The organism is Geofilum rhodophaeum (assembly GCF_002210225.1).
Lineage (GTDB): Bacteria > Bacteroidota > Bacteroidia > Bacteroidales > Marinilabiliaceae > Geofilum > Geofilum rhodophaeum.
The window spans coordinates 92,271-116,518 of sequence record NZ_MWUJ01000005.1 but is presented as its reverse complement, the minus strand read 5'-3'; the positions used below and the strand labels follow the sequence as shown (position 1 = coordinate 116,518).

19 protein-coding genes and 1 tRNA gene are annotated in these 24,248 nt (G+C 50.8%); 8 read left to right on the top strand and 12 right to left on the bottom strand.

Annotated elements, in window-relative coordinates; genetic code table 11:
• Nucleotides 1–4: 4 nt before the first annotated feature.
• Complete coding sequence (gene mutA / locus B4W65_RS06755; RefSeq protein ID WP_088654375.1) at nucleotides 5–1,864, bottom strand: methylmalonyl-CoA mutase small subunit; 1,860 nt, start codon at nucleotides 1,862–1,864, stop codon at nucleotides 5–7.
• 300 nt (nucleotides 1,865–2,164) lie between these two features.
• Between mutA and tatC the strand changes: the two genes are divergently transcribed.
• Nucleotides 2,165–2,980, top strand: a complete 816-nt coding sequence (gene tatC, locus B4W65_RS06750) for a twin-arginine translocase subunit TatC (RefSeq protein WP_088654374.1) — start codon at nucleotides 2,165–2,167, stop codon at nucleotides 2,978–2,980.
• A gap of 10 nt (nucleotides 2,981–2,990) precedes the next feature.
• Entirely contained in the window at nucleotides 2,991–3,755 is a 765-nt protein-coding gene (gene lptB, locus B4W65_RS06745; protein ID WP_088654373.1) for an LPS export ABC transporter ATP-binding protein, read from the top strand.
• 111 nt (nucleotides 3,756–3,866) lie between these two features.
• Here lptB and B4W65_RS06740 read toward each other — a convergent pair whose 3' ends face one another.
• The 5 genes from B4W65_RS06740 to B4W65_RS17185 all read right to left on the bottom strand — a co-directional run bounded on the left by B4W65_RS06740 (nucleotide 3,867) and on the right by B4W65_RS17185 (nucleotide 10,132).
• Entirely contained in the window at nucleotides 3,867–5,540 is a 1,674-nt protein-coding gene (locus B4W65_RS06740; RefSeq protein WP_088654372.1) for a ribulokinase, read from the bottom strand.
• Between the two features lie 59 nt (nucleotides 5,541–5,599).
• On the bottom strand, nucleotides 5,600–6,283 hold the full coding sequence (locus B4W65_RS06735) for an L-ribulose-5-phosphate 4-epimerase (protein ID WP_088654371.1): 684 nt from the start codon (nucleotides 6,281–6,283) through the stop codon (nucleotides 5,600–5,602).
• A gap of 97 nt (nucleotides 6,284–6,380) precedes the next feature.
• Nucleotides 6,381–8,240 carry a sodium:solute symporter family transporter gene (locus B4W65_RS06730; RefSeq protein ID WP_088654370.1) on the bottom strand — a complete coding sequence of 620 codons (1,860 nt, stop codon included), beginning with the start codon at nucleotides 8,238–8,240 and terminating at the stop codon, nucleotides 6,381–6,383.
• Nucleotides 8,241–8,314: 74 nt separating this feature from the next.
• Complete coding sequence (araA, locus tag B4W65_RS06725) at nucleotides 8,315–9,811, bottom strand: L-arabinose isomerase (protein ID WP_088654369.1); 1,497 nt, start codon at nucleotides 9,809–9,811, stop codon at nucleotides 8,315–8,317.
• Nucleotides 9,812–9,892: 81 nt separating this feature from the next.
• The gene (locus tag B4W65_RS17185; RefSeq protein ID WP_146697734.1) at nucleotides 9,893–10,132 is read right to left on the bottom strand and encodes a hypothetical protein; all 240 of its coding nucleotides are present in this window, start codon (nucleotides 10,130–10,132) and stop codon (nucleotides 9,893–9,895) included.
• A gap of 213 nt (nucleotides 10,133–10,345) precedes the next feature.
• Here B4W65_RS17185 and B4W65_RS06720 point away from each other — a divergent pair, with 213 nt between their 5' ends.
• Genes B4W65_RS06720 through B4W65_RS06710 form a run of 3 tightly spaced genes read left to right on the top strand, consistent with a single transcriptional unit; the run spans nucleotide 10,346 to nucleotide 15,347 of the window.
• Nucleotides 10,346–12,178 carry a DNA topoisomerase IV subunit B gene (locus B4W65_RS06720; RefSeq protein ID WP_088654368.1) on the top strand — a complete coding sequence of 611 codons (1,833 nt, stop codon included), beginning with the start codon at nucleotides 10,346–10,348 and terminating at the stop codon, nucleotides 12,176–12,178.
• 22 nt (nucleotides 12,179–12,200) lie between these two features.
• The gene (locus tag B4W65_RS06715; RefSeq protein WP_088654367.1) at nucleotides 12,201–14,813 is read left to right on the top strand and encodes a DNA gyrase/topoisomerase IV subunit A; all 2,613 of its coding nucleotides are present in this window, start codon (nucleotides 12,201–12,203) and stop codon (nucleotides 14,811–14,813) included.
• A 9-nt stretch (nucleotides 14,814–14,822) separates the two neighbouring features.
• Nucleotides 14,823–15,347: a shikimate kinase gene (locus B4W65_RS06710; RefSeq protein WP_088654366.1), complete on the top strand. Its 525-nt coding sequence runs from the start codon at nucleotides 14,823–14,825 to the stop codon at nucleotides 15,345–15,347.
• A gap of 80 nt (nucleotides 15,348–15,427) precedes the next feature.
• Here the strand turns inward: B4W65_RS06710 and B4W65_RS17180 are convergent, their stop codons facing one another.
• Complete coding sequence (locus B4W65_RS17180; RefSeq protein ID WP_146697733.1) at nucleotides 15,428–16,087, bottom strand: DUF6515 family protein; 660 nt, start codon at nucleotides 16,085–16,087, stop codon at nucleotides 15,428–15,430.
• A gap of 151 nt (nucleotides 16,088–16,238) precedes the next feature.
• Here B4W65_RS17180 and B4W65_RS06700 point away from each other — a divergent pair, with 151 nt between their 5' ends.
• The gene (locus B4W65_RS06700) at nucleotides 16,239–16,943 is read left to right on the top strand and encodes a hypothetical protein (protein WP_088654364.1); all 705 of its coding nucleotides are present in this window, start codon (nucleotides 16,239–16,241) and stop codon (nucleotides 16,941–16,943) included.
• On the opposite strand, the gene B4W65_RS06695 is transcribed toward B4W65_RS06700, so the two are convergent.
• Nucleotides 16,940–18,040 carry an AI-2E family transporter gene (locus tag B4W65_RS06695; RefSeq protein ID WP_088654488.1) on the bottom strand — a complete coding sequence of 367 codons (1,101 nt, stop codon included), beginning with the start codon at nucleotides 18,038–18,040 and terminating at the stop codon, nucleotides 16,940–16,942. The two genes, B4W65_RS06700 and B4W65_RS06695, sit on opposite strands and share 4 nt — an antisense overlap.
• A gap of 185 nt (nucleotides 18,041–18,225) precedes the next feature.
• On the opposite strand from B4W65_RS06695, the gene B4W65_RS06690 reads away from it, so the two are divergent.
• Nucleotides 18,226–19,014 (top strand): ADP-ribosylglycohydrolase family protein, encoded by a 789-nt coding sequence (locus tag B4W65_RS06690; protein WP_088654363.1) that lies wholly within the window; start codon nucleotides 18,226–18,228, stop codon nucleotides 19,012–19,014.
• Between the two features lie 4 nt (nucleotides 19,015–19,018).
• Here B4W65_RS06690 and lon read toward each other — a convergent pair whose 3' ends face one another.
• From lon to B4W65_RS06670, 4 genes are all read right to left on the bottom strand, one after another.
• Nucleotides 19,019–21,445, bottom strand: a complete 2,427-nt coding sequence (lon, locus tag B4W65_RS06685; protein WP_088654362.1) for an endopeptidase La — start codon at nucleotides 21,443–21,445, stop codon at nucleotides 19,019–19,021.
• Between the two features lie 186 nt (nucleotides 21,446–21,631).
• A complete protein-coding gene (locus B4W65_RS06680; protein ID WP_088654361.1) occupies nucleotides 21,632–21,895 on the bottom strand; it encodes a type B 50S ribosomal protein L31 in 264 nt (87 codons plus the stop codon).
• 207 nt (nucleotides 21,896–22,102) lie between these two features.
• Nucleotides 22,103–23,290 carry an N-acetyltransferase gene (locus tag B4W65_RS06675; RefSeq protein WP_088654360.1) on the bottom strand — a complete coding sequence of 396 codons (1,188 nt, stop codon included), beginning with the start codon at nucleotides 23,288–23,290 and terminating at the stop codon, nucleotides 22,103–22,105.
• Nucleotides 23,291–23,333: 43 nt separating this feature from the next.
• Nucleotides 23,334–24,014, bottom strand: a complete 681-nt coding sequence (locus tag B4W65_RS06670) for a DNA alkylation repair protein (protein ID WP_088654359.1) — start codon at nucleotides 24,012–24,014, stop codon at nucleotides 23,334–23,336.
• A gap of 114 nt (nucleotides 24,015–24,128) precedes the next feature.
• On the opposite strand from B4W65_RS06670, the gene B4W65_RS06665 reads away from it, so the two are divergent.
• Nucleotides 24,129–24,205 (top strand) — tRNA-His (locus B4W65_RS06665).
• Nucleotides 24,206–24,248: the final 43 nt, after the last annotated feature.

Here is a 24,248-nt window from a genome sequence, read left to right as displayed (position 1 = left end):
GTTTTTAGATTCCCAGTGCCTTGTTAAATCCCTGCAAAGTCTCCAGCACATTGCTGCGCACATGAATGAAGTGCTCAATGCCCTTAGCTTTGAGTTCCTCCATGCAGGCGGGAGCACCGGCCACCACCAGGTGGGCTTTACCTTTAAGCGCTTCGTAGGCTTCGGGAGCTGCAGTGCTGTATTCCTCGTCCGAGGAGCACAAGACCACAATATCGGCACCGGCTTTCAGTGCGGCATCTGTACCCTCTTTAACCGCAGCAAAACCAAGGTTGTCGATGATTTCGTAACCGGCACAGCCAAAGAAATTGCCCGAAAACTGCGAACGGGCCAAACGCATGGCCAGATTGCCGTAGGTGAGCATAAACACTTTGGGACGCTTGGCGGCCTTCTCGGTAGCCATACGCAAGTCCTCAAAAGCTTCAGCTCCCCGGAACAAACGCAGGGGTTCTACCTCCCCGGCTTCAGGTGCTATGGACCTCATTACCGCAGCATCCACCGAGTCGGCCATGCTGTCCGAAGCATTGGGATACTGGTTGGTCCCCAGGAAAATCTCCTTGCGAGCGGCCACCGCTTTGGCGCGCTGTTGCGCCGAAGCCTTAACCTCGCCTTGAATGAATCCGGCTTGCAAAGCCTTCAAATAACCACCCTTTTCTTCTACAGCCAGGAAGAGCTTCCAGGCCTCAGAAGCAATGCTGTCGGTCAGGTTTTCGATGTAATAGCTGCCCGCACCCGGATCAACAATCATACTCAGATACGATTCTTCCTTCAACAGCAATTGCTGGTTGCGGGCGATGCGCTCGCTGAACTCATTGGGGGTGCGGAACACCTTATCGAAGGGCTGCACCGTAAGCGAATGACAGGCGCCAATGGCGGCCGACATGGCTTCTGTTTGGGTACGCAGCATATTTACATAAGGATCGTAAACCGTCTTATTGAACTCGGAAGTCTCACAATGCACCAACATTTTGGCGGCCTCATTACCGGCAGGCTTAAAAGCGCTTACGATACTGGACCACAACAAACGACCGGCGCGAAGCTTGGCAATTTCCATAAAGTAATTGGACCCTACGCTTAAAGTGAAACGCAGACTCTTAGCGGCTTCGTTGACCGTCAATCCACGCTCAGTCAGTTGCGAAAGGTATTCGCTGCCGGCCGATAAGGCAAAGGCCAACTCCTGCACAATGGTGGCACCGGCGTTGCCAAAATGCTTACCATTAACGTTCACCACCTGAAAGGCGGGCAGTACTTTGGCTTCCTTCACCAGGTCAGCCACAAAGTCCATGGTTTTCTCGCTGCTTTCGCAAAGGCGCCCGTCGATGGTCAAAGCACCCAGCGGATCTATGTCGAAAGACCCCTGAACGGCAGCCAGGTCGCGATTCTGTGCCTTAAATGCAGCCACAACAGCTTTTAACAGCTTATCGTTGCCGTGCGCAGCGGAAAAATTCAGCTCCACCTCGTTCGACAGAATATTCTTCAGCAAAACTTGAAGATTGGCTTCGCTTATCAGCGCCTCGTCCTCGAAGCGAAAACCCAGTGAAGTCACGCCTTTGGTCAGCAAGGTCAGCGCCTTCTCATTGGCAACAGCCACATCGCTCACCACAAGGTCCTGACGAACCAGCCATTTGTTCGAAGTTTTGGTTCCCCGCACATAAGGGTATTCACCCGGAAGTGTATCCAGGTACTTCACCTGCTCCAGGTCTTCCTCACGGTAAAAAGGACGTACGCTGAACCCTTCGTTGGTTCTCCAAACGAGCTTCTTTTCAAAATCGGCCCCTTTGAGATCCGCTGTTATCTTGTCCATCCACTCCTGCGTTGTTACGGGAGCAAAATCGCTGAACAGCGGTTGATTTGATTTATCTGCCATAATGTAACTGTTTTATAATACAATTTACAGCCGGCAAAAGTACGGCTTTTGTTCCACATTAACAGCATCTTATTAGGTGTTTAAAAGCAGAGTACACAAGGAAAGCACCCGCCTGTGTACAACAAACACCACACTGTAATACAAATACTTAACAAGATAAGCCGCTGCCTCCGTGAAATCAAGCGCTTTGTGAAATTTTATTAAATCCCCGCAGGGTGCCGGAACATTTTTTGCTTCGAAATTAGGCCTTATCTTTGCACATTCACTATTTTAGCAAGGTTTTCCAACTCTGCAGCCGGTATGCCAGCGAACACCAACTCAGATATGTCCTTTCTCGACCACCTCGAAGAACTCAGGTGGCACCTCATCCGCTCCTTTATGGCGGTACTCGTCTTGGCGGTACTGGCCTTTGTTTTCAAGGATCTGGTGTTCGACACGGTACTCCTCGGCCCCAGTCGGCCCGACTTCCTGACCAACCGACTGTTGTGCCGTGTGGCCGAATGGGCGCAAATGCCGGCACTTTGCATCAATCCGGTTCAGTTGTCCTTCCAAAACATCCAGCTGGCCGGGCAGTTTACCATGCACATTTGGGTGGCCTTTCTGGCAGGAGCTACTCTGGCCTTCCCCTACATCTTCTACGAGTTCTGGCGTTTCATCCGTCCGGCACTCTACGAGAACGAGGTACGCCACAGTCGCGGCGCCATCCTGGCCGCCAGTCTGCTGTTCTCGGTGGGCATACTCTTTGCCTATTTCGTCATTGCCCCCCTGTCGGTTTACTTCCTGGGCAGCTACCAGGTGAGTGCCCGTGTCGAAAACATCATTAACTTTGGCTCCTACGTTTCCACCGTAAGTTCCATTGTACTGGCCACCGGCTTTATGTTTGAACTGCCGGTGTTCATTTATTTTTTGAGTAAGGTGGGACTCGTCAGCACCGGCTTCCTAAAAAAATACCGGCGGCACGCCATCGTGTTGACCCTGGCCCTGGCAGCCATTATTACGCCACCGGATGTCATCAGTCAGCTGCTGGTTTGCCTGCCCCTCCTGTTGCTGTACGAAGGTGGTATTATTATTGCAGCAAGAGTGGAACGTAAAAGAGCAAAAGAAAGCAACGCATAACACATATAAAATGGAGAAAGAAGAGGGTTTGCTGCTGCACACCAAAAACCTGGTAAAGCGATACAAAAACCGCACGGTGGTTAAAGGCGTGTCGGTAGAGGTGCGACAAGGAGAAATTGTGGGACTGCTGGGTCCCAACGGAGCGGGTAAAACCACGACTTTTTATATGATGGTGGGACTCATAGCACCCAACGAGGGGGAGATTTTCCTGAACGACCAGGTGATTACCAACGAACCGGTGTACCGGCGGGCCCAGAAAGGGGTCGGCTACCTGGCTCAGGAAGCCAGTGTTTTCCGTAATTTGAGTGTGGAAGACAACATTAAGGCGGTGTTGGAGATGACCAAATTCCCCAAAGAGTACCAAAAAAGGCGGACCGAAGAATTGCTTGAAGAGTTCAGTCTCACCCACATTCGCAAGAGCAAGGGCATACAGCTCTCCGGGGGAGAACGCCGGCGCACCGAAATTGCCCGCGCCCTGGCCATCAACCCAAAGTTTATTTTGCTCGATGAACCCTTTGCCGGGGTAGATCCCATTGCAGTGCGCGACATCCAGGAAATCGTTGCCAAGCTCAAATACAAGAACATCGGCATATTGATTACCGATCACAACGTACACGAAACCCTGTCGATTACCGACCGCGCCTACCTCCTGTTCGAGGGCAACATCATGAAAGCGGGCAGTGCCGAGGAGTTGGCCGAGGATCCGGATGTGCGACGGGTGTATCTGGGCGACGACTTTATTCTTCGCCGCAGAACCTTTGATGTGGGCCAGTAAGCACGAGACAGGCCCCTAACCAAAGCAGCACAAAAAAAACAGCGCCAGGCTTTGCCTGGCGCTGCTGGTAACAGAATGTTCGCTCAGAAGGCTTCGCCTCCTGAAAACAAACTACAATTTTTCCTGCTCGGTAAAAGCACCCAGCTTGGCGTACTTTTCATAAATGGCAGCATAAGCCTTTACACGCTCAGGATTGGGCGTATATTCCTTTTCAAAACCCTGCCCCATTGCCTTTTGGGCATCCTCTACACGCTGATGCACACCGGCAGCCACCGAAGCAAACATCGCGGCACCAAAGGCACAGGTCTCCACGGTGCGTGCCACCTTAATGGGCATGTTCAGCACATCGGCCAGGGTCTGCATGACAAAAGGCGACTTCTTGGCCACACCACCCAGACCAATGATGCCTTCGAGCAATACACCTTCCCGGGCAAAACGATCTACAATGGCTTTGGAACCAAAGGCAGTGGCTTCCACCAAGGCTCTGAAAATGCGCGGCGCATCGGTACCCAGTTTAAGTCCCGCAATGGTTCCGGTCACTTCCTGACTGGCATCCGGCGTGCGGCGACCATTCATCCAGTCGACCGCAAGAACGGTAGATTCTTCCATCGGAATTTGCATGGCGGCCTCCGAGAGCTGGGGAATGATTTTCGCTTCGGTTTCTTCAATCAGCTTGGCGCGCGTTTCCGCATCGACCAGAGTCGTGTTGGCCAAAATATTGTCCAAGGGCCAGGCAATTACCCGCTTGAACCAGGCATATAAGTCGCCAAAAGCCGACTGGCCAGCCTCCAGACCCACGTAGCCGGGAATAACCGAACCATCTACCTGACCACAAATACCGGCAATCAGCTTATCGCCAATCTGCTCATAAGGAGCAATCATTATGTCGCAGGTGGAAGTACCAATGGCACGTGCCAGAACGTTGGGGGTTACTTCCCCCCCTACGGCACCCATGTGACAGTCGAAAGCACCAACACCCACAGCCACCTCAGTGCTCAGACCCAGGCGCTGGGCCCATTCCTCAGTAAGGTGGCCCACCTTAACGTCGCTGGTATAAGTATCCTTATACAAGCGGTCGCGGTAGCCCTTCAACAAGGGATCCAGGGTCGTTAAAAACTCCTCCTCGGGCAAACCACCCCAGGCCTCCAGCCACATGGCTTTGTGCCCCGCTGCACAGCGACTGCGAACCACCTCAGCAGGCTTTTGTGTACCGGTAATCAAGGCGGGCATCCAATCGCAATGCTCTATCCACGAATAAGCAGCCTTTCGTACCGACTCGTCGCTGCGCAATACGTGTAAGGCCTTGGCCCACACCCATTCCGAAGAATAAATGCCGCCCTCGTACTGGGTATAGTCAATTTTATACTTTTGTGCCAGCTCGTTGATCTCAGCAGCTTCTTTTACCGCAGTATGGTCCTTCCACAACACAAACATGGCGTTGGGATTTTCGGCAAACTCAGGCAACATGGCCAGAGGCACCCCCTCTTCATTCACAAAAACAGGGGTGCTGCCCGTAGTGTCGAACGACATCCCTACGACATTTTTAGCCACCTCTGGTCCGGCTTGCGCCAGCGACTCCTTAATGATGTACTCCATTACATCAATGTAGTCCTGCGGATGTTGACGATATTGGTCCTTGGCGGGCACACAATACTTCCCCTCCATCCAGCGGGGATAGTGTTTCACTGCCGATGCGATTTCTTCGCCCGTAAGGGCTTCTACGATAACGGCCCGGGCAGAATCTGAGCCATAATCGAGTCCGATTACATATTTTTTTTCCGACATGGTATTTTATTTATGGGCACCCCAAAGGCCCCAGGTTAGTTTCTATTCCCAAAGGACGCTTATTGTCCGTAATAAGCATTGGCCCCATGTTTCCGCTCAAAATGCTTGGTGGTCAGGTGAGCGTTCATATCCATACCCGGGTTCAACATTTTGCCGATATAGGCCATTTTAGCCACCTGCTCCAGCACCACACTGTTGTGCACGGCATCGTGGGCATCCTTACCCCAGGTAAAAGGGGCATGGTTCTTCACCAGCACACCAGGAATGTGGTTGGGATTTAAGTCCTTGAAGCGCTCAATAATGACCGTACCGGTCTCTTTCTCATAAGCACCCTTCACCTCTTCTTCTGTCATATCGCGGGTACAGGGAATGTCGCTGGCAAAATAATCGGCATGGGTAGTGCCCACTATGGGCAAATCCAACCCGGCTTGCGCCCAGGCCGTACCATAGGTAGAATGGGTATGTACCACCCCTCCAATTTCCGGAAAGGCTTTGTAAAGCGCCACATGGGTGGGCATATCGGACGAAGGTTTCAACTTGCCTTCCACCACCTTGCCCTCGAGGTCCACCACCACCATTTGCTCGGCATGCATGCCGTCGTAAGCCACCCCGCTGGGTTTAATCACCACCAGACCGGAAGCCCGGTCGATGGCACTCACATTGCCCCAGGTAAAGATGACGAGTCCGTGCTTCACCAGGTCCAGATTGGCCTGACAGACTTCTGCTTTTAAAGATTCTAACATAACTTAACCAACTTAGAGTTTTGACACCAGAAAACAAACCGCAAAGAAAAGGGGTGCTGCCGACCATGGGGCCGACAGCACCCCTCACTTTTCAGGTCTACCAGAAATAGGCGTAAAGCGCTACTATAATAACTACAATACCCATAGCCCCGACTGCAAACTTGCCGTCGGTAGCAAAAATTTCGGGCTGAAAATCATAAGCCTTATCGTCCTGCTTATCGCTGTTGGCATTCGTATACAAAATAATAGATAGGAAAGTCAACAGAGCCGAGAACATGAAGATGGAATCGAAACCAAGGTTCAACAAATTAAAATCGAACAAGGGCGTACCCCAAATCAAACCGGCCACAAAAGTCACGCCAGCCAAAATTGCAAAGAAGAGACCGCCACGTTGCTGCATCTTACGATTGGCATCGGACAAGGGTTTGGCCGGCACCTTGTGGCTGTCGGTCAACACCAAAATAATGGCCAAGGCAATCAGTACGATACATACATAGCCCATGCGAATGATGAAAGGCAGATCGGGCAAGGCAATCTTCATAATGATGCCGGCCGGAATGGTTGCAATGGTGGTCCACAAGGCCGCACGGTTGGTCGCCCGTTTCCACAACAGTCCCATACCAAAGACCACTACCACACCCGGATAAATGAAGCCGGTGTACTCCTGAATGTACTGAAAGGCCTGATCCAGACCACCCAACAGGGGCTTAGCCGTAATAATGGCAATGATCAAGGATACAAAAGCCGTAATACGTCCCACTTTTACCAGGGTCCTTTCACTGGCCTGCTTGTTCAGCATATCGCGATAAATGTCCAGTGTAAAAATGGTGGAAGTAGAGTTCAGCATAGAAGCCAGCGAAGAAACCACCGCAGCTACCAGAGCCGCGAAAGCCAACCCGCGAATACCGGCCGGAGCAAAGTTCCTAAGCAACCAGGGATAAGCCTCATCGGCCACCTGGATGGTTCCATCGAGTCCGCTGACGGTATGCTGCAAATCGGGATGGTTGAACAAGACATAAGCAGTAATTCCCGGAATAATCACAATAATGGGAATCAAAATCTTCAAATAAGCCCCAAAAATCAGACCCTTTTTAGCTTCTTTCAGGTTCTTAGCGGCCAGACCCTTTTGAATGATGTACTGGTTAAAGCCCCAGTAACCCAGGTTGGTCAACCACATGGCACCAAAAATAACCGCCAGTCCCGGCAAGTCCTTAAACACCGTGGCATTAAGATCCCGGTCAATGATCATATTAAAGTGCAAATCCTCAGGCACCTCACGCACCTTTTGCAAAATGGTGACAAAACCCTGAACGGCGCCACCAGCATCGCCACCTACGGCGTCGAGCGCAAACCACGCGGTAATGAGTCCGCCACCAACCAGGAAAACAACTTGAATCACATCGGTCCAGGCTACCGCCTTCAAACCACCATAGATGGAGTAAACGCCGGCAAAAAGAAGCAGGGCCGGCACGCCGTATTCCTTGGGAAACCCAAGAATTTGCTCCATAGCCAAAGCACCCAGCCAGGCCACAGAGGTCAGGTTAACAAAGACATAAACCAACAGCCAGAAGAAAGAGAAGAAAAAGCTCACCCCTTTGCCGTAGCGTTCTTTGGCAAACTGAGGCATGGTAAAAATCTTCTTGTCGATCATCTGGGGCAACAAAAATTTAGCCACCAAAATAAGCGTGATGGCAGCAATCCATTCGTAGGCAGCAATCCCCAGTCCAACGCGGAAACCTGAACCCGACATACCAATGAAGTGCTCTGCCGAAATATTGGCGGCAATCAGAGAGGCTCCAATGGCCCACCAGGATAAGGTACCCCCGGCCAGGAAGTAATCCTTTGAGTTCTTCTCCTCCCCTTTTTTCGTTCTCGAAAGCCACAACCCCAGGGACATAATGACCAGGGCGTAAGCCACAAAGATCATATAGTCGAGGGTCGTAAATCCTGCATTCATAGTTTAATGTTTAGTGGTGAATATTAAAACAAAAGGCAAGCAGTTAGTTACAACCGCCTGCCTTTTTATAAATTTTAGAAGCCTTTATTTAAATGGTAGTACACATCGTTGAAGCGGAGTTCCTTTTTAAACTCCGGAATGGTGGTCTTCTCGTCAATCAACAAGAACTCAATTCCTGCCATCTCCGCAAAGTCCTCCAGGTACTCTGCTGTAAGATCGTAGGAGAAACTGGTATGGTGGGTTCCTCCGGCCAGAATCCATGCTGCAGCGCCGACTTCAAAATTAGGCTGCGGAATCCACAGCGCACTGGCCACCGGCAACTTGGGCAGCGGCTTGGAGTCGATACAATCCACTACATTGACAATCATGCGGAAGCGACTGCCCATGTCCACCACAGTGGCTGCAACACCCTGTCCGGGCTTGCTGGTAAACACCAAACGGGCGGGATCGTTTTTGCCACCAATACCCAGGGGATGAACCTCCAGGCGGGGTTTCTCAGCGGCGATAAGGGGACAAACCTCCAACATGTGCGCTTGCAAAATTGCACTCTTCTCGCCGTCGAAGTGCAGGGTATAATCTTCTAAGAAACTACAACCCTTGGGCATGCCGTAACCCATTACCCACATAGCACGGTAAAGGGCTGCGGTCTTCCAGTCGCCTTCGGCACCAAAACCGTAACCATCGGCCATCAGGCGCTGCGACGCCAGGCCAGGCAATTGATCCACGCCAGCCAAATCGTCAAAATTGGTGGTAAAAGCCTTCGCGCCTTTTTCTTCCAGGAAGCGGCGCAGTGCAATCTCAATGCGGGCAGCATGCTCTACTTGTCCACGGAAAGCACCACCTGCCTTGCAATTGTCTGCAAAATTGTAGTCCGACTCATATTGCTTCACCAAAGCCGCTACATCGGCAGCACTCACCTTATCCTGAACGGCCACCAAATCGGCAATGGGGAAATAATCTACGTGGTAACCCAGTTGCAACTCGGCATCAACTTTGTCGCCATCGGTTACAGCCACATTGTTCATTTGATCACCAAAGCGGATGATGCGCAAATCCTGAGCATCTGCCCAGGCTGCTGCTACGCGCATCCAAACAGAGATGCGCTCCTGCGCTTTGGGATCCTGCCAGTGCCCTACCACCACTTTGCGCGGACGACGCATGCGTGCGGTGATGTGTCCGAATTCCCGGTCGCCATGTGCACTCTGGTTCAGGTTCATGAAATCCATATCGATTTCGTTCCAGGGAATCTCCTTATTGAACTGAGTATGGAAATGCATCAAGGGCTTACGAAGTTCCTGCAGACCATGAATCCACATTTTTGCAGGCGAAAAAGTATGCATCCAGGTAATGATGCCGATACATTTGTCGTCGTTGTTGGCCGCCTTCATCGTAGCGGTAACTTCCTTAGCCGAGTTAACCGTACCTTTATAAACCACTTTAACCGGAAGATTTCCGGATGCATTCAAGCCGGCCACCATTTCATTGGAATGACCATCTACTGCAACCACTGCGTCGCCACCATAAAGGAGCTGAGCACCGGTAACAAACCAAACTTCATAATTTTCAAACATAATACTAAATTTTTAAGGACCTCAGACCGAGCACCTAACACCCTGAAAAGACCGCCCGTCGTCTGCAAATCACAACCTACGTTAGTGTATTAAAGTCATCATTCTTTTCTTTGAGAAGAGCGCCATAAAAGTACTGATTACTTTTATTAAAACAAAAATCAAAGTTAAAAAACGAATGTAAAACAAAAAAGCAATACCTGTGGATAATTTGAGTTCCTCAAAAAACCAACAATACTCAGCAAACAAAGCGCTTAGACGCTGCATTGCAGCCCCTGTAAACAGCGCAGCGGCAGGACAAAGAACCAGCACGCTGTATCTCAAAAGTACGATTTTAAAACTGAGGAATGGGGGATTCTGCGATAAAAATAGCGGATTATTGACTCCGTAGCAAGCAAAACAAGAGGGTGTTTAACAGAGTCTTACCCGACCTGTTCATAAATCAATTATTTTCGTTTTGTGCTTTTCGCTATATTTGGGAGGTTTTTACAAAACCGCCTCCCACCCACACAAAAACGGCAACAATTGTAGCGAACTATGATTCAGAACTATTCAGAAGACTCCATTCAAACGCTCGACTGGAAAGAGCACATTCGCAGGCGCCCCGGTATGTACATTGGTAAATTGGGCGACGGCACCTACGGCGACGACGGCATCTATGTCCTCTTAAAGGAAGTCATGGACAACTCGATCGACGAATACATGATGGGCTTCGGAAAAAAAATTGAAGTCCGTATAGACGAAAACCGGGTGAGCGTGCGCGACTATGGCCGTGGCATTCCACTGGGAAAGGTGGTGGATGTGGTTTCCAAAATGAACACGGGCGCCAAGTACGACAGTAAGGCTTTTAAAAAATCGGTGGGACTCAATGGTGTTGGGGTGAAGGCGGTAAATGCCTTGTCAGTCAACTTTAAGGTGCAGGCCTTTCGCGAAGGGGAAACCAAGCTGGTAAGCTTTTCACGCGGGGAGCTGGTGGCCGAAAACCCGATAGAATCTACCCAGGCCCCCAACGGCACCCTCATCGAATTTTGGCCCGACGACACCATCTTCGATGCCTTTACCTTTAAGGACGAATTCATTGAAGACCTGCTTAAGAATTACACCTACCTGAATGCCGGTCTTGCCATCCATTTCAACGGCCGCGTTTTTCAATCGAAACGGGGACTGCTCGATTTGCTGGAAGAGAACATGACCGAGCCGGGTCTTTATGCGCCCATTCAACTCAAGGACGACGACCTGGAGATTGCCTTGACCCACACCAACCAGTACGGTGAGGAGTACTATACCTTTGTCAACGGTCAGCACACCACCCAGGGCGGCACGCACCTGATTGCTTTTCGTGAATCGGTAGTCAAGACCATCCGCGAGTTTTACAACAAAAACTTTGATGTGGCCGACATTCGTCAGGGCATTGTGGCGGCCGTCAGCATCAAAATTGAGGAGCCGGTATTTGAATCACAAACCAAAACCAAGCTGGGCTCGAAAGATATGGGACCCGACGGCACTTCGGTACGCAATTACGTAGGCGACTTTTTAAAACAACAACTCGACAACTACCTGCACCGCCATGCCGAAACTGCGGAGATAATGCACAAGAAAATTCTGGAGTCGGAAAAGGAACGCAAAGCCATTTCGGGCATTCAGAAACTGGCCCGGGAAAGGGCCAAAAAGGTGAGTCTGCACAACAAAAAATTGCGCGACTGCCGGGTGCATTACAACTCCAATGCCGAGCGCAAAATGGAAACCATGATTTTCATTACCGAGGGCGACTCGGCCAGCGGTTCCATCACCAAGGCCAGGGATGTAGCTACCCAGGCGGTATTCTCGCTCAAGGGAAAGCCCCTGAACTCTTACGGCCTGAGCCGTAAGATTGTGTATGAAAACGAAGAGTTCAACCTCTTACAGGCGGCCCTCAACATCGAGGAAGGCATCGAAGCCTTGCGCTACAACCACGTCATCATCGCCACCGATGCCGACGTGGACGGCATGCACATTCGCCTGCTGCTGATCACCTTCTTTTTGCAGTTTTTTCCGGAACTGATCAAAAACGGACACCTCTACATTTTGCAAACGCCCTTATTTAGGGTACGCAACAAAAAGGAGACCCGTTATTGCTACTCCGAAGAGGAGCGCCTGCAGGCCCTGAAAGCCCTGGGGGCCAATCCGGAAATTACCCGCTTTAAGGGTTTGGGAGAGATTTCTCCCGATGAGTTCAGCGCCTTTATCAACAAGGACATCCGGCTGGACCGGGTGCGGATGAAAAAGGACGATGCGGCCAAGGAATTGCTCGACTTTTACATGGGCAAGAACACCCCCGACCGCCAGAACTTCATCATCGACAACCTGATTGTAGACGAGGAAATGTTGTAGGCGAAAAAAGGAAAAGAGACTTATGGACAAAGACGATATGCTGGACGAAAACGAGGCCTTACAACCCAACCCGGGCGATGGGTCGGCCCACGAAGATGCGCCGGTGATTACCCCTCTGCAGGGGATGTACCGCGAGTGGTTTCTCGACTATGCTTCCTATGTGATACTGGAGCGGGCCGTACCCCACATCAACGACGGACTGAAACCGGTGCAGCGCAGGATTTTGCACGCCATGAAGCGGCTCGACGACGGCCGCTACAATAAAGTGGCCAACATCATTGGTCACACCATGCAGTTTCACCCCCACGGCGACGCCTCCATCGGAGATGCCCTGGTGCAGCTGGGACAAAAAGACCTGCTGATCGACACCCAGGGAAACTGGGGAAACATCTTTACGGGCGACGGCAGTGCGGCGCCTCGTTACATAGAGGCACGCCTGACCAAGTTTGCCCAGGAGGTCGTTTTCAACCCCAAAACCACAGAGTGGAAACCCTCGTACGACGGCCGCAACAAGGAACCCATTACCCTGCCGGTAAAATTCCCCCTGCTGCTGGCTCAAGGCGTGGAGGGGATTGCGGTGGGACTGGCTTCCAAGATTTTGCCGCACAACATTCAGGAGTTGATTGATGCCTCCATTGCCCACCTTAAGGGCGAAGGCTTTGAATTGTATCCCGACTTCCCCACCGGAGGAATGTTGGATGTTTCGCGTTACAACGACGGCCTGCGGGGGGGACAGATAAAAGTACGGGCCAAAATCTCCAAGCTGGATGCCCGCACCCTGGTGATATCCGACATTCCCTTCAGCAGAAACACCACCTCGCTGATTGAGTCCATACTCAAGGCCGTAGAAAAGGGGAAGATTAAAATCCGAAAAATAGACGACAACACGGCCCAGAATGTAGAGATTCAGGTGCATTTGCCGGCTGGAGCTTCGCCCGACAAGACCATAGATGCCCTCTACGCCTTTACCGACTGTGAGTTGTCGCTGTCGCCCAACGCCTGCGTGATTCGCGACAACAAGCCCTGCTTTATAGGCGTTTCGGAAATTTTAAGAGCCAACACCGACCATACGGTGCACCTGCTGACCCGCGAACTGGAAATACGTCGCGATGAGCTGGAAGAGGCCTGGCACTACGCCTCCCTCGAAAAAATATTCATCGAGAATAAGATTTACCAGCGCATTGAAGAATGTGAGACTTTTGAAGCCATTATTCAGACGATTGATCACGGACTGGAGCCCTTTAAGCCGAAATTGAAGCGGGAGGTGACCCGCGACGACATTGTCCGACTCACCGAAATCAAAATCAAGCGGATTTCGCGTTTCGATGCTAAAAAGGCCGATGAATACATGGCGGCCATCGAGGAAGAACTGGAGCAGGTAGCCTACAACCTGGAGCACATTATCCCCTACTCCATCGACTATTACAAGCGCTTAAAAAAGGGGTACGCCAGTAAGTTTCCGCGTAAAACCGAATTGCGCAGCTTCGAAAGCATTGAAGCCAGCAAGGTGGTGGTCAAAAACGAGAAACTGTACATCAACCGCGAGGAGGGCTTCATCGGCACCTCGCTGCGCAAGGACGAGTACCTTTGTGATTGTTCCGACATCGACGACCTCATCCTCTTTTACAAGGACGGGCGCTACATCATTACCCGTGTGCAGGAAAAAGCCTTTGTGGGCAAGGACATCATCCATGCCGCCGTATTTAAGAGAAACGACGAGCGCACCATCTACAATGTGGCCTATCGCGACGGCAAGCACGGTGCGGCCTATGTAAAGCGTTTTGCCGTTACCGGCATAACGCGCGACAAGGAGTACAACCTGACCAAGGGGACCGAAGGCTCACAAATACTGTATTTCAGCGCCAATCCCAATGGGGAAGCGGAAATCGTAAAGGTAACCCTTCGCCCCAGAGCAAGAATCCGCAATCTGATCTTCGACTTCGACATGGGCGAACTGCTGGTGAAAGGTCGGGGCGCCCAGGGCAATATCCTCTCTAAGCACGAGGTCCAAAAGGTGGTGCTCAAACGCAAAGGCGAATCGACCCTGGGTGGCCGAAAAATCTGGTTCGAACCCGAAACCCTCCGCCTCAACGTGGACGGGCGTGGCACCTATCTGGGTGAATTCCATGGCGACGAGCAAATACTGGTAATGACGCGCGACGGGCAATTTTACCAAACCAGTTTCGACTTAAGTAACCACTACGAAGACCACATTCTGGTAATCGAAAAATACCGGCCCGACACCGTTTGGTCGGCCGTTTATTACGATGCCGAACAAAAGTTCTACTACATCAAGCGCTTCCAGGTCGAACCGGTACGCCAGGCTCAGCGTTTCATCGGCGACCATCCCAAATCGCATTTGGTACGCCTGACCAAAGTGGACTATCCCCGCCTCGAAATCAAATTTGGGGGAGAGGATAAGGAGAGGGAAAAAGAAATTGTAGAGGTGGCCGAATTTATTGGTGTTAAAGGATTCAAAGCCAGAGGTAAGCGCCTGACCACCTACCAGGTTTCAAAGGTTAATGAACTGGAGCCGCTCGTTCAGCCCGAACCAAGCAGGGAGGAGGAGCAGGAAAACGGGGATGACCCGGAGGAAGGGGAAGGAAACGATGGCCAAATGTCCATTTTTGATTAAGCACAGCGGATGGTAAACAGTGTATTTTTGACCGGATTCATGGGAAGTGGAAAAACCACGGTGGGACAAATGCTGGCGCGTGCGCTCCAGTGGCGCTTCATCGACCTGGACCATTATATTGAACAAAGCCAGGGTAAATCAATAGCTGCCCTGTTTAACGAGATTGGGGAAGCAGGCTTTCGCCTGCTGGAGCACGAAGCCCTGAAGGAAGTCGCAGCACTCAACCGGGTGGTCGTCTCCACCGGAGGCGGAGCTCCCTGTTTCCACAAAAACATGCAACTTATGCGCAGCAAGGGCCTCACCATCTACCTTCAACTGAGTCCCGAAGTGCTTTACGAACGGCTGCTGCCGGCCCGCAAAAGCCGCCCCCTGCTGGCCGGAAAGTCGGACGAGGAGTTACTCGGTTTTATTCGCCAAAAACTGGCCGAACGGGAGGATTACTACAAACAAGCCGCCGTTCATGCCGATGCTACGGCCGTTGGGGTAGCCCCCTACCTCAACATCATTGAACGCTACAACCAATTGGAAGGTTAGGCTGCTTCGTCAGCAAGCAAAAAGCCGGAGGCCCCTGCCCCCGGCTTTTTGCTTGTTGCGCTGCCATTCTATCCCAATCTTTAAAAATTCAACACAATATTAAACGCGGCTCGCGGACGAGCTGGCGCCGGCACCATCACATAACCATACTCCACCGGCAGGAAAAAATAACCGTTGTAATAAGGGTAACGATGCCCGTTGTACACCCTGACCTGGTAGCGAGCCGGCAAATAGCGTACACGCGTATAAGGCGCTTCTACCACTACATAGCCTCTGCCCGGATGGTAACGATAAAAGCGGTGGTTGGCATGGTAATAATCGTGCCCCCGGTGGTGAAAGCGATTCACTCTTTGAGCAGGTAAGTGCCGATGGTAGACCGGCGACCTGTGGTGTTGCGCAGGAGCATGATGCCCCCTGGCCCTGTGCTCCGGACGCTGATGTTGCGGTCGTTGATTTTGCGGATGTTGATACTCCCGACGCTGATGTTGGGGACGCTGATGCTGCGGATGTTGACGATCCCGACCCTGATGCTGCGGTCGTTGATGTTGCGGTCGTTGATTTTGCGTCCTGTGGGACTGAGGTCTGTTTTCCGGTTTACCGTGCCTTAGGGCAGGCTGTTCCTTCTTACGTTCCGGTCGCTGATGGCGGTCGCGTTGTGTAGCTTGGCCATAAGCAGTCGCTCCAATCAATAAAACAATAACCAGGGCGACAAAGCTGCGAATATGGGCTGTAGTTTTCATGGCTCTTCAGTTTTGGTAAAACACTCCGTGAACAAAACCGGTTTGATTTATACAACCCAAAACACGTGCCAAAAATTAAAAGCCGCTCTTATGCCCTATTTTTAAATGCTTTCACTATTTTTAAAGCGCCCAAGAAAAAGCAAGACAAAAGATGCATCAAACACCCGACCAGCACAAAAGCGAAGTAACCCGCATCCGTGCCTATGAAAAAGAGATTGCCCGCCTTAAGGCGGTCTCTGCGCGTCAATCGCAAAAATACAGCCGCCTCAAGAAATTCAGTTTTTTTCTGTTGATTTTCTTCCTGGTTCTTATGGTGATGATGGCCTTCTACGGCCTGCTCAGCTGGCCCTCCGGGGGGCAACACACAGCCGACTCCGTCGTGCCTGCCCCAAAAGCCGACAGCCTCACTTTGCCTGCCGACACGACCGGCACTTCTGGCGACAGCTTTCTCTCACACCCTCACGATGAGGAATGGCTGGTTTTCCCCATTCCGGAAAACGGCATCCTTTTTCAGGTACAGATTGGCGCATTCACAGGCATAGACCTGCAACCCTATGCCCTAAACATGCTTTCCCTGCACCAGTACCAATACGAAAACATCAATCAATTTACAGCTGGTCTGTTTGAGGATTTCGAAAAAGCCAGAAGTTTCAGGGATTTATTGCAACAAATGGGGTTTGCCGATGCCTATGTCACTGCGACCCTTCATGGCAAGCGCATTGCCGCCCATGAGGCACGCCGGCTTAAGGCAGACGCTCCAAAAAATATCCCCAAACCCGAAGCATCAGAATCCATCCAGGAAGCAGCGGCTTTGGCCAACGACAGCCTCTTCTACCAGGAAGTCTCACTGCCTTAGGCAAAGCCGTCGGTCAGCTTTTTAACCACCCTGTATTTGTAAAAGAATTCGCGGGCAATCACCCGTACTATGGTGTACACCGGAATCGCGAGGAACATCCCCAGGATGCCCGACAAATAGCCCGACATCAAAATCACTATAAAAATTTCCAGCGGATGCGCACGTACGCTGGTAGAAAAAATCAGCGGTTGAAAAAACAGGTTATCCATCAGCTGAACAACAACGTAGATGAGCAGTGCAAAACCCAAATAGGACAAAAATGGCAAATCAAAAGGCAGCTGCAGATAAATCACCGAAGCAGTCAAAATGCCAAAAGTCCCTCCCAATACCGGACCTACATAAGGAATAACATTAAACAAACCACTGATCAATCCGATGGTAAGGGCATGCTCAAACTGCAAGCCCAAAAACAAAAAACCCAGGGTAACAAAAAAGCAGATCAGAAAAATCTGTATCAATATGCCGATAAAATAACGGCGCAGCAAAATTTTTACCGAATGCAGCACGTGTCGCACCCCGTCTTCGTGCTCATCGGGAATAAGGATCATCAGCAGCCGCACAAAGAGCCCCTCCTCTTTCAGAAAGAAGAAGGTGATAAAAGTAACCGAGAAAGCAGTCACCGCGAGACTCCCCAAAAAATCAAACATCCCGGAAAAGGCACCCCTTAGGCGGGAAACATCCAACAAACCATTCACGGCCAGGGTTAACTGCATTTCCAGCTGTTCAAAAAAGTCGGCGTCAATACGATGCAGGGGCGCCAACACCTCCTGCAGCAGCAGCTGCGCCTGATCAAATAAAGCAGGATAGTCCACCTCCGAAAGGTAGCGCAATTCGCCCCCCAGCAAGGGCAAAGTAAAGCGAAAGAAGAGAACAATAAATACCCATATCACCAAAACAGTCAGCAAAGCAGCCACACCGTTTCCGGGTCGCACCCGTCCCAAATGCAGTTTTTTGAAGACCTCAAAGAGGGGGCGGGTAATGAGCGACAGCACCCCGGACAGCGCGATAAAAACAAATACCGAGCGAAAGTACCAGATAAGAAACAGTCCCACCAGCGCCAGAGCGCTCCACAGCAGGTAACGAACAAAAATTTGCATAGGCGTGCCATTCAATTTCCCACTAAATATAGCAAAAAGGCACACAAAATCCATCAGGCCACCCCTCCTTACCTTTTCCAACCGGGCCAAAAGTCAAGGGCTTTCATCAAAAACAGCCGGATAAAAATTTGTTTTTATGCCAAAAACTTAGAACTTCGTCCCCCAAGCGGAAACAATTATAAGGTATGAAGGGAGCAATTATCGGCGACATTATCGGCTCGTCTTTTGTCCACGAGCAAGTCGACTCAGTGGACTTTCAGTTATTTAAACCGACCTCAGCATTCACCGACGACACGGTACTTACGCTGGCTACAGCCGACTCCATTTTACATCAGAGACCTTATAAAGACAGCCTGATTGAATGGACTACCCGCTTTCCTAAGGCCGGTTACCGGAGCGATTTCCTGACCTGGGCCCAAAGTGGCGGAAAGGGCAGCTACGTAAGCGATGGAGACGGCGCCGCACGTCGCATCAGCCCTATTGGTTTTGCTGCTTCTTCCATCGAGGAAGCATTGGAAGAAGCCCGCCGCTCAACCCTCATCACACACAATGTACCTGTTCGTCTGGAAGCCGCCCGCGCCACTGCAGTGGCGGTGCACATGGCTAAAAACGGGGCCACCCGCAAAGAAATAAAAGCCTTTGTTTCGGTACATTTCGCCTACGACCTCAATCTAAAGACCGAACACTGGAAAGCACACATCCAGGCCGGCAAGCCCTTGCCCACACCGGTGCCCCCGGCCATTGCCGCCTTTCTCGAAGCTTCCGATTTTGAGGAAGCCATACGTTTGGCCATTTATATGGGCGGACCGGCCAACACCATTGCCTCCATTGCAGGGGCTCTGGCCGAAGCTTATTTCAAGCACATTCCCAAAGCCTTTATCAAAAGAGCCCTGGCGCGCCTGACGCCCGACATGGAACAACTGATGGATACTTTTGAGGCACGCTACCTCAGTGAGCGTGTCACCAAGGCCTGAAAAATCAGGCCTTGGGCATTAGTGCCAGATCCAGCACCTCCAAAACATTCTCCACAAAATGAAAGCTCAGACCCTGCAGGTAAAGGGCCTTGATTTCCTCTACATCTTTTCGATTCTCTTTGGAAAGAATGATGTCCACAATACCGGCACGCTTGGCAGCCAGAATTTTTTCCTTGATGCCTCCCACCGGAAGCACCTTCCCACGCAGGGTCAGCTCACCCGTCATGGCAAGTTGCGGTTTAACCGGGCGCTTCATCAACAAGGAAGCCATGGAAGTGACCATGGTTATACCTGCTGAAGGGCCATCCTTGGGAATGGCCCCTTCGGGAACATGCACGTGTATGTTGTGCTGCTCCATCCATTCGGGATCCAAATCCAGCTCGCCAGCATGCGATTTCAGGTACTCCAAAGCCAACACGGCCGATTCTTTCATCACTTCTCCAAGATTACCGGTCAGGGTCAGGTTGCCCTTGCCCTTGCTGAGACTGCTCTCCACAAACAGGATTTCTCCGCCAACAGCGGTCCAGGCCAGGCCGGTAACCACCCCGGGCTCAGTAAGCTTCTCCGAGCTTTCCTTGCTGAAACGTTCCACGCCAAGCAAGCCGCGGACATCCGACACTGAAAGGTTCTTTTTAACCGCTTCCTCTGAGGCCAACTTCAAGGCTATCTTCCTGAAAAGCTGGGCCAGAACCTTGTCCAGCTTCCGAACGCCCGACTCGCGTGTATAACTTTCTATGATGTAGGCCAACACCTTCTTCGAAAGGCTAACCGTACCTTTGGGAACACCATGCAGGTCCATTTGACGCGGCAATAAATGACGCCGGGCAATTTCTATCTTCTCATCCAAAATATAGCCGCTGACATCGATCAATTCCATGCGATCGAGCAAGGGCGCGGAAATGTTGCTCAGCGTATTGGCGGTAGCCACAAACATCACCTTCGACAGATCAAAATCCACCTCCAGAAAATTATCATGAAAAGTGCTGTTCTGCTCCGGATCCAACACCTCCAATAAGGCAGAAGCCGGATCACCATGAAAACTGTTGCCAATCTTATCCAGTTCGTCGAGTACAAACACCGGATTGGCCGCCCCGGCTTTTTTTATACTTTGAATGATGCGACCGGGCATAGCGCCAATGTATGTTTTTCGGTGCCCGCGGATTTCTGCCTCATCGTGCAAGCCGCCCAGCGAAACCCTGACATATTGACGGCCGAGTGCCTCAGCCACCGACTTACCCAGAGATGTTTTGCCCACTCCCGGAGGGCCATATAAGCACAAAATGGGCGATTTCAAATCACCTTTCAGTTTCAATACGGCCAAATGCTCCAGGATACGTTCCTTTACATTATCCAAACCATAATGATCACGGTCCAGAATCCTCCGGGCCCGGTTCATATCAAAATTATCCCGGGTATAAACATTCCAGGGCAGATCCAGCATGGTCTGCAAATAGTTGTGCTGAATGGAATACTCACCCGAGGCAGGATTAAGGCGCCTTAACTTATCCACCTCCTTTTTGAAAACCCCGGCCACCTCCTTACTCCACTTCTTTTGGGCAGCAGCCTGCTCCATTTCTTTTATTTCCTGCTCTACGGGACTGGCCCCCAGCTCATCCTGAATGGTCTTGATTTGCTGATGCAAGAAATACTCCCGCTGCTGTTGGTCGATATCCATCTTCACCTTCGATTGGATGTCGTTCTTGATTTCAAGCAGCTGCACAGCCTGCACCAAATGCTCCACAAGGGCCATCCCTCTTTCCTTCAAGCCCTCGGTCTCCAACAACTGTTGCTTCTCGCCCACCTTCAGCTCCGAATTAGAAGCAATATAATTAATCAAAAAAGAAGCACTGCTGATGTTCTTCAGGGCAAAAGATGCCTCCTGAGGAATATTCGAAGAACCCTTTATCAGCCGGAGAGACAAATCCTTCAGCGAACCAACCACCGCCTCAAATTCCCTTTTGTCGTCCCCTTCCGGCAACCGCTCTTCCAACAACCGATAACGGGCCTTAAAATAGGGCTCCTCTTCCACAATTTCCAGACGCCTAAAACGAGTACGCCCCTGAATAATAACGGTAGTTGAACCATCGGGCATCTCCAGAATTTTTAGTACCCGCGCCAGGGTTCCGGTAGCGTATAAGTCCGTCGTTGCAGGATCTTCAACCCCATCGTCGGTCTGCGCCAAAGCACCCAAATAGCCTTTCTGCTTTTGCACGTCCCGCACCAACTTGAGCGACTTCTCCCGCCCCACTGAAATGGGTACAATTACGCCGGGGAAAAGCACCGTGTTGCGCAAGGGCAAAAGCGGCAAGACCTCCGGCAAATCGGCGTCGTCCTTTCCCAGTTGAAAATCCTCTTCCTCCACAATCGGTATAAACTCTCCTTCTCCCTCCATGATATCACTCAGACCAATGGTCACTTTTACATTATCCATATTTCTTCCTTCCTTTCTCTGCCAATATGTCGCAATACGGCTCCGATGTATGCTAAAATGGAGCCATCCTTTAATGGTCAATACCCGTGCCAAGTGTACCCATGCCGCAAATATGTCGGTATAAATCAAAAAAAAGCTCCGGAATCCCGAAGCTTTCTATCTCTAAACCTAAAGCACAACCAAGAATTACTTCTTTCTGTTGTCGAAATGCTTCTGGTATCTGTTCATAAACTTATCCACACGTCCCGCAGTATCCACCAGCTTCATTTTACCGGTGTAAAACGGGTGTGAAGAGCTTGAAATTTCAAGCTTTACCACTGGATACTCTACACCATCGATCACTTCTGTCTCGCGGGTATTGGCGGTTGAACGGGTAATAAAGGTATCGCCGTTAGACATATCCTTAAAGGCGACCATACGATAATTATCCGGATGAATTCCCTGTTTCATTGTACTTATGATTAATTTTTTATGTTCCCGGGCACCCTACTTTTAGGGCGTTTCGGAAACGCTACAGTTAATTACACTCTTTTTTATTCCCTAAAACGGTTTGCAAAGGTAGAGATAAAGTCCAAAAACTCAAAGAAATTACTGCTTTTTATTCCTGAAAAACTTTTGGCCCGCCCCCCTTCCAAGAAAGCGGCCCAAGCAGCGCGACTACTCGGCCTTATACTTGGTATCCACCGGAATGCTTCCTGCGCGCTGCGCTGCACGCTTGGCCGCATCAAAAATATAGCGATAAGTAATGTGCCGTTTGCCGAGATCGGCACCCATCGATTCGTGCAAGGCACGCATTTTAGGGTTAAAATCGCCTACCCATGAGAGCTCCAGCTCCTTGTACCAAGGCTTACGGGCCACCACCTCCCTAAGGTGATAAAAAATCCCGGACTCAATACCCAGACGCTGATAACGGGGTTTCACCCCCATGATCACCACCCTGGCCCGGGTCATTTCATGACGCAACTTGTAATACACAAAACGCAACTTATTCACCAAATTCATCTTTCCCCTGAAGTGCCGTATGATCTGATTAACATCGGGAAACATTACAAAAAAGGCAATGGGCTCCTCCTTGTGGTAAACGTACCAGATGAATTCTTCGTCCATAAATGGTGCCGCCTCCCTCAACGACTTGCGCAGCGTGTCGGGATCCATGGGTGTAAAATTCTCGTGGTACTGCCAGGCATCGTTGTACACCTCCACAAAATCGGCCACATACTTCTCGGTTTCCTTTAAAGTCAAATGCTTAAAGGAATAGTCGGGGCGACTCACCACGCGACTGGCAATGGTCCAGAAACGCTCCGGAAAAGGCTTGGCCAAATTCAGATGATTGGTCACCTGCTCAAAATAATTATGAAAGCCATAGTCCTCAAAAAAGCCCTGATAATAGGGCGGGTTGTACTGCATACCAAAAGCAGGACTGGTAAAACCCTCAATCAACAAGCCCCAAAAATTATCGTTTTCACCAAAGTTAATGGGTCCATCCATCGCCTCCATGCCCTCGCCCTTCAGCCATTCTTTGGCCGCATCGAACAAGAGAAAAGCCGCATCACGATTGTCTATGCACTCAAAAAAACCCATCCCGCCGGTAGCCTGGGCAAAACCATAAGCCTTTTTCTCATTGATGAAAGCGGCCACACGACCCAGAGTAGTTCCATTATCGTCCTGAAGTAAAAACCGGCGGGCACGCCCATGCTTAAAAAAGTCGTTGCGGGCGGGATCAAAAATAGCCTCTACCTGCACATCCAGGGGGCGAACGTAATACGGATCGTTGGCATAGATACGCGCTACCACATCTAAAAATGCCCGCTTTTCACTGGCGCTGCTTACTGGTACTATATTCACGGAATGCTGTATTTATTGTAAGAAAATAATTGACTGCACAAAGTTAACTTTTCCCCAACTCGAACAAAATTTCGGCCCCGGCTTCCTGCAACACAGGCTCAACCCCTCCCTGCCATTTACGCGCCAAGGCCTCCACAGGCTCGGCCAGCTCTTCAGAAAAACGCCCCCCCATTTTTAAACAATGCACCACAGCCCGGCGTACCCCGCCGTCTGCTGCCAGTGCCTCAATGGTACTCAGGTTACTTTTAAAAACCGGCACCACCTCCATCCCCACAAAGCGCAACTGCCAGCCCAGGGCCATCAACGCGCTATAACGCACATATTGCCCGGGATGCAGCAACCACGCCTCCAGTAAAGCACCGGACCCGGGCCTTTTTCCTAAAAAATTAAAAGCCAACTGCTCAGCCAGCTCGATATGCTGCACCCCATCGGCCCACTGTGCCAGCAAAGCATCCGGAAAATCCTCCTTTGGGGCAAGCATGGTGGCCAAAATCATTGTTTCCCTTATATTTCGATGCCACAGCCGATCGGCCAGATCCTTTCCCGGCTTCAACTCCTGTGAAAACTGTCGCAGGTGCACCAGGGAAACGCCATAAAGCTTGGCATAATCCATGCCGGCGGCCCGAAGTTGTGCGGCAATTTCTCCGTTCATCAATTTTCTGATGCGTCGCTGCACCAGCTTCAACTGCTCATCCAGCGCGGCATCAAAAGCAAAAAACTTCATTCTCAAAAATTAAATGATTCATCCACAAAAATATCACAATAAAAGAAAGATCCTTTTCAAAATTCACTTGCAAATTTAGAATAAAAACCCTTATATTTGCACCGCTTTAAAATGGTGATTGTAGCTCAGTCGGTTAGAGCGCCAGATTGTGGCTCTGGAGGTCGCCGGTTCGAATCCGGTCTTTCACCCCAGCAAAACAGATGAAACCCGATGGTACGCCATCGGGTTTTTCTT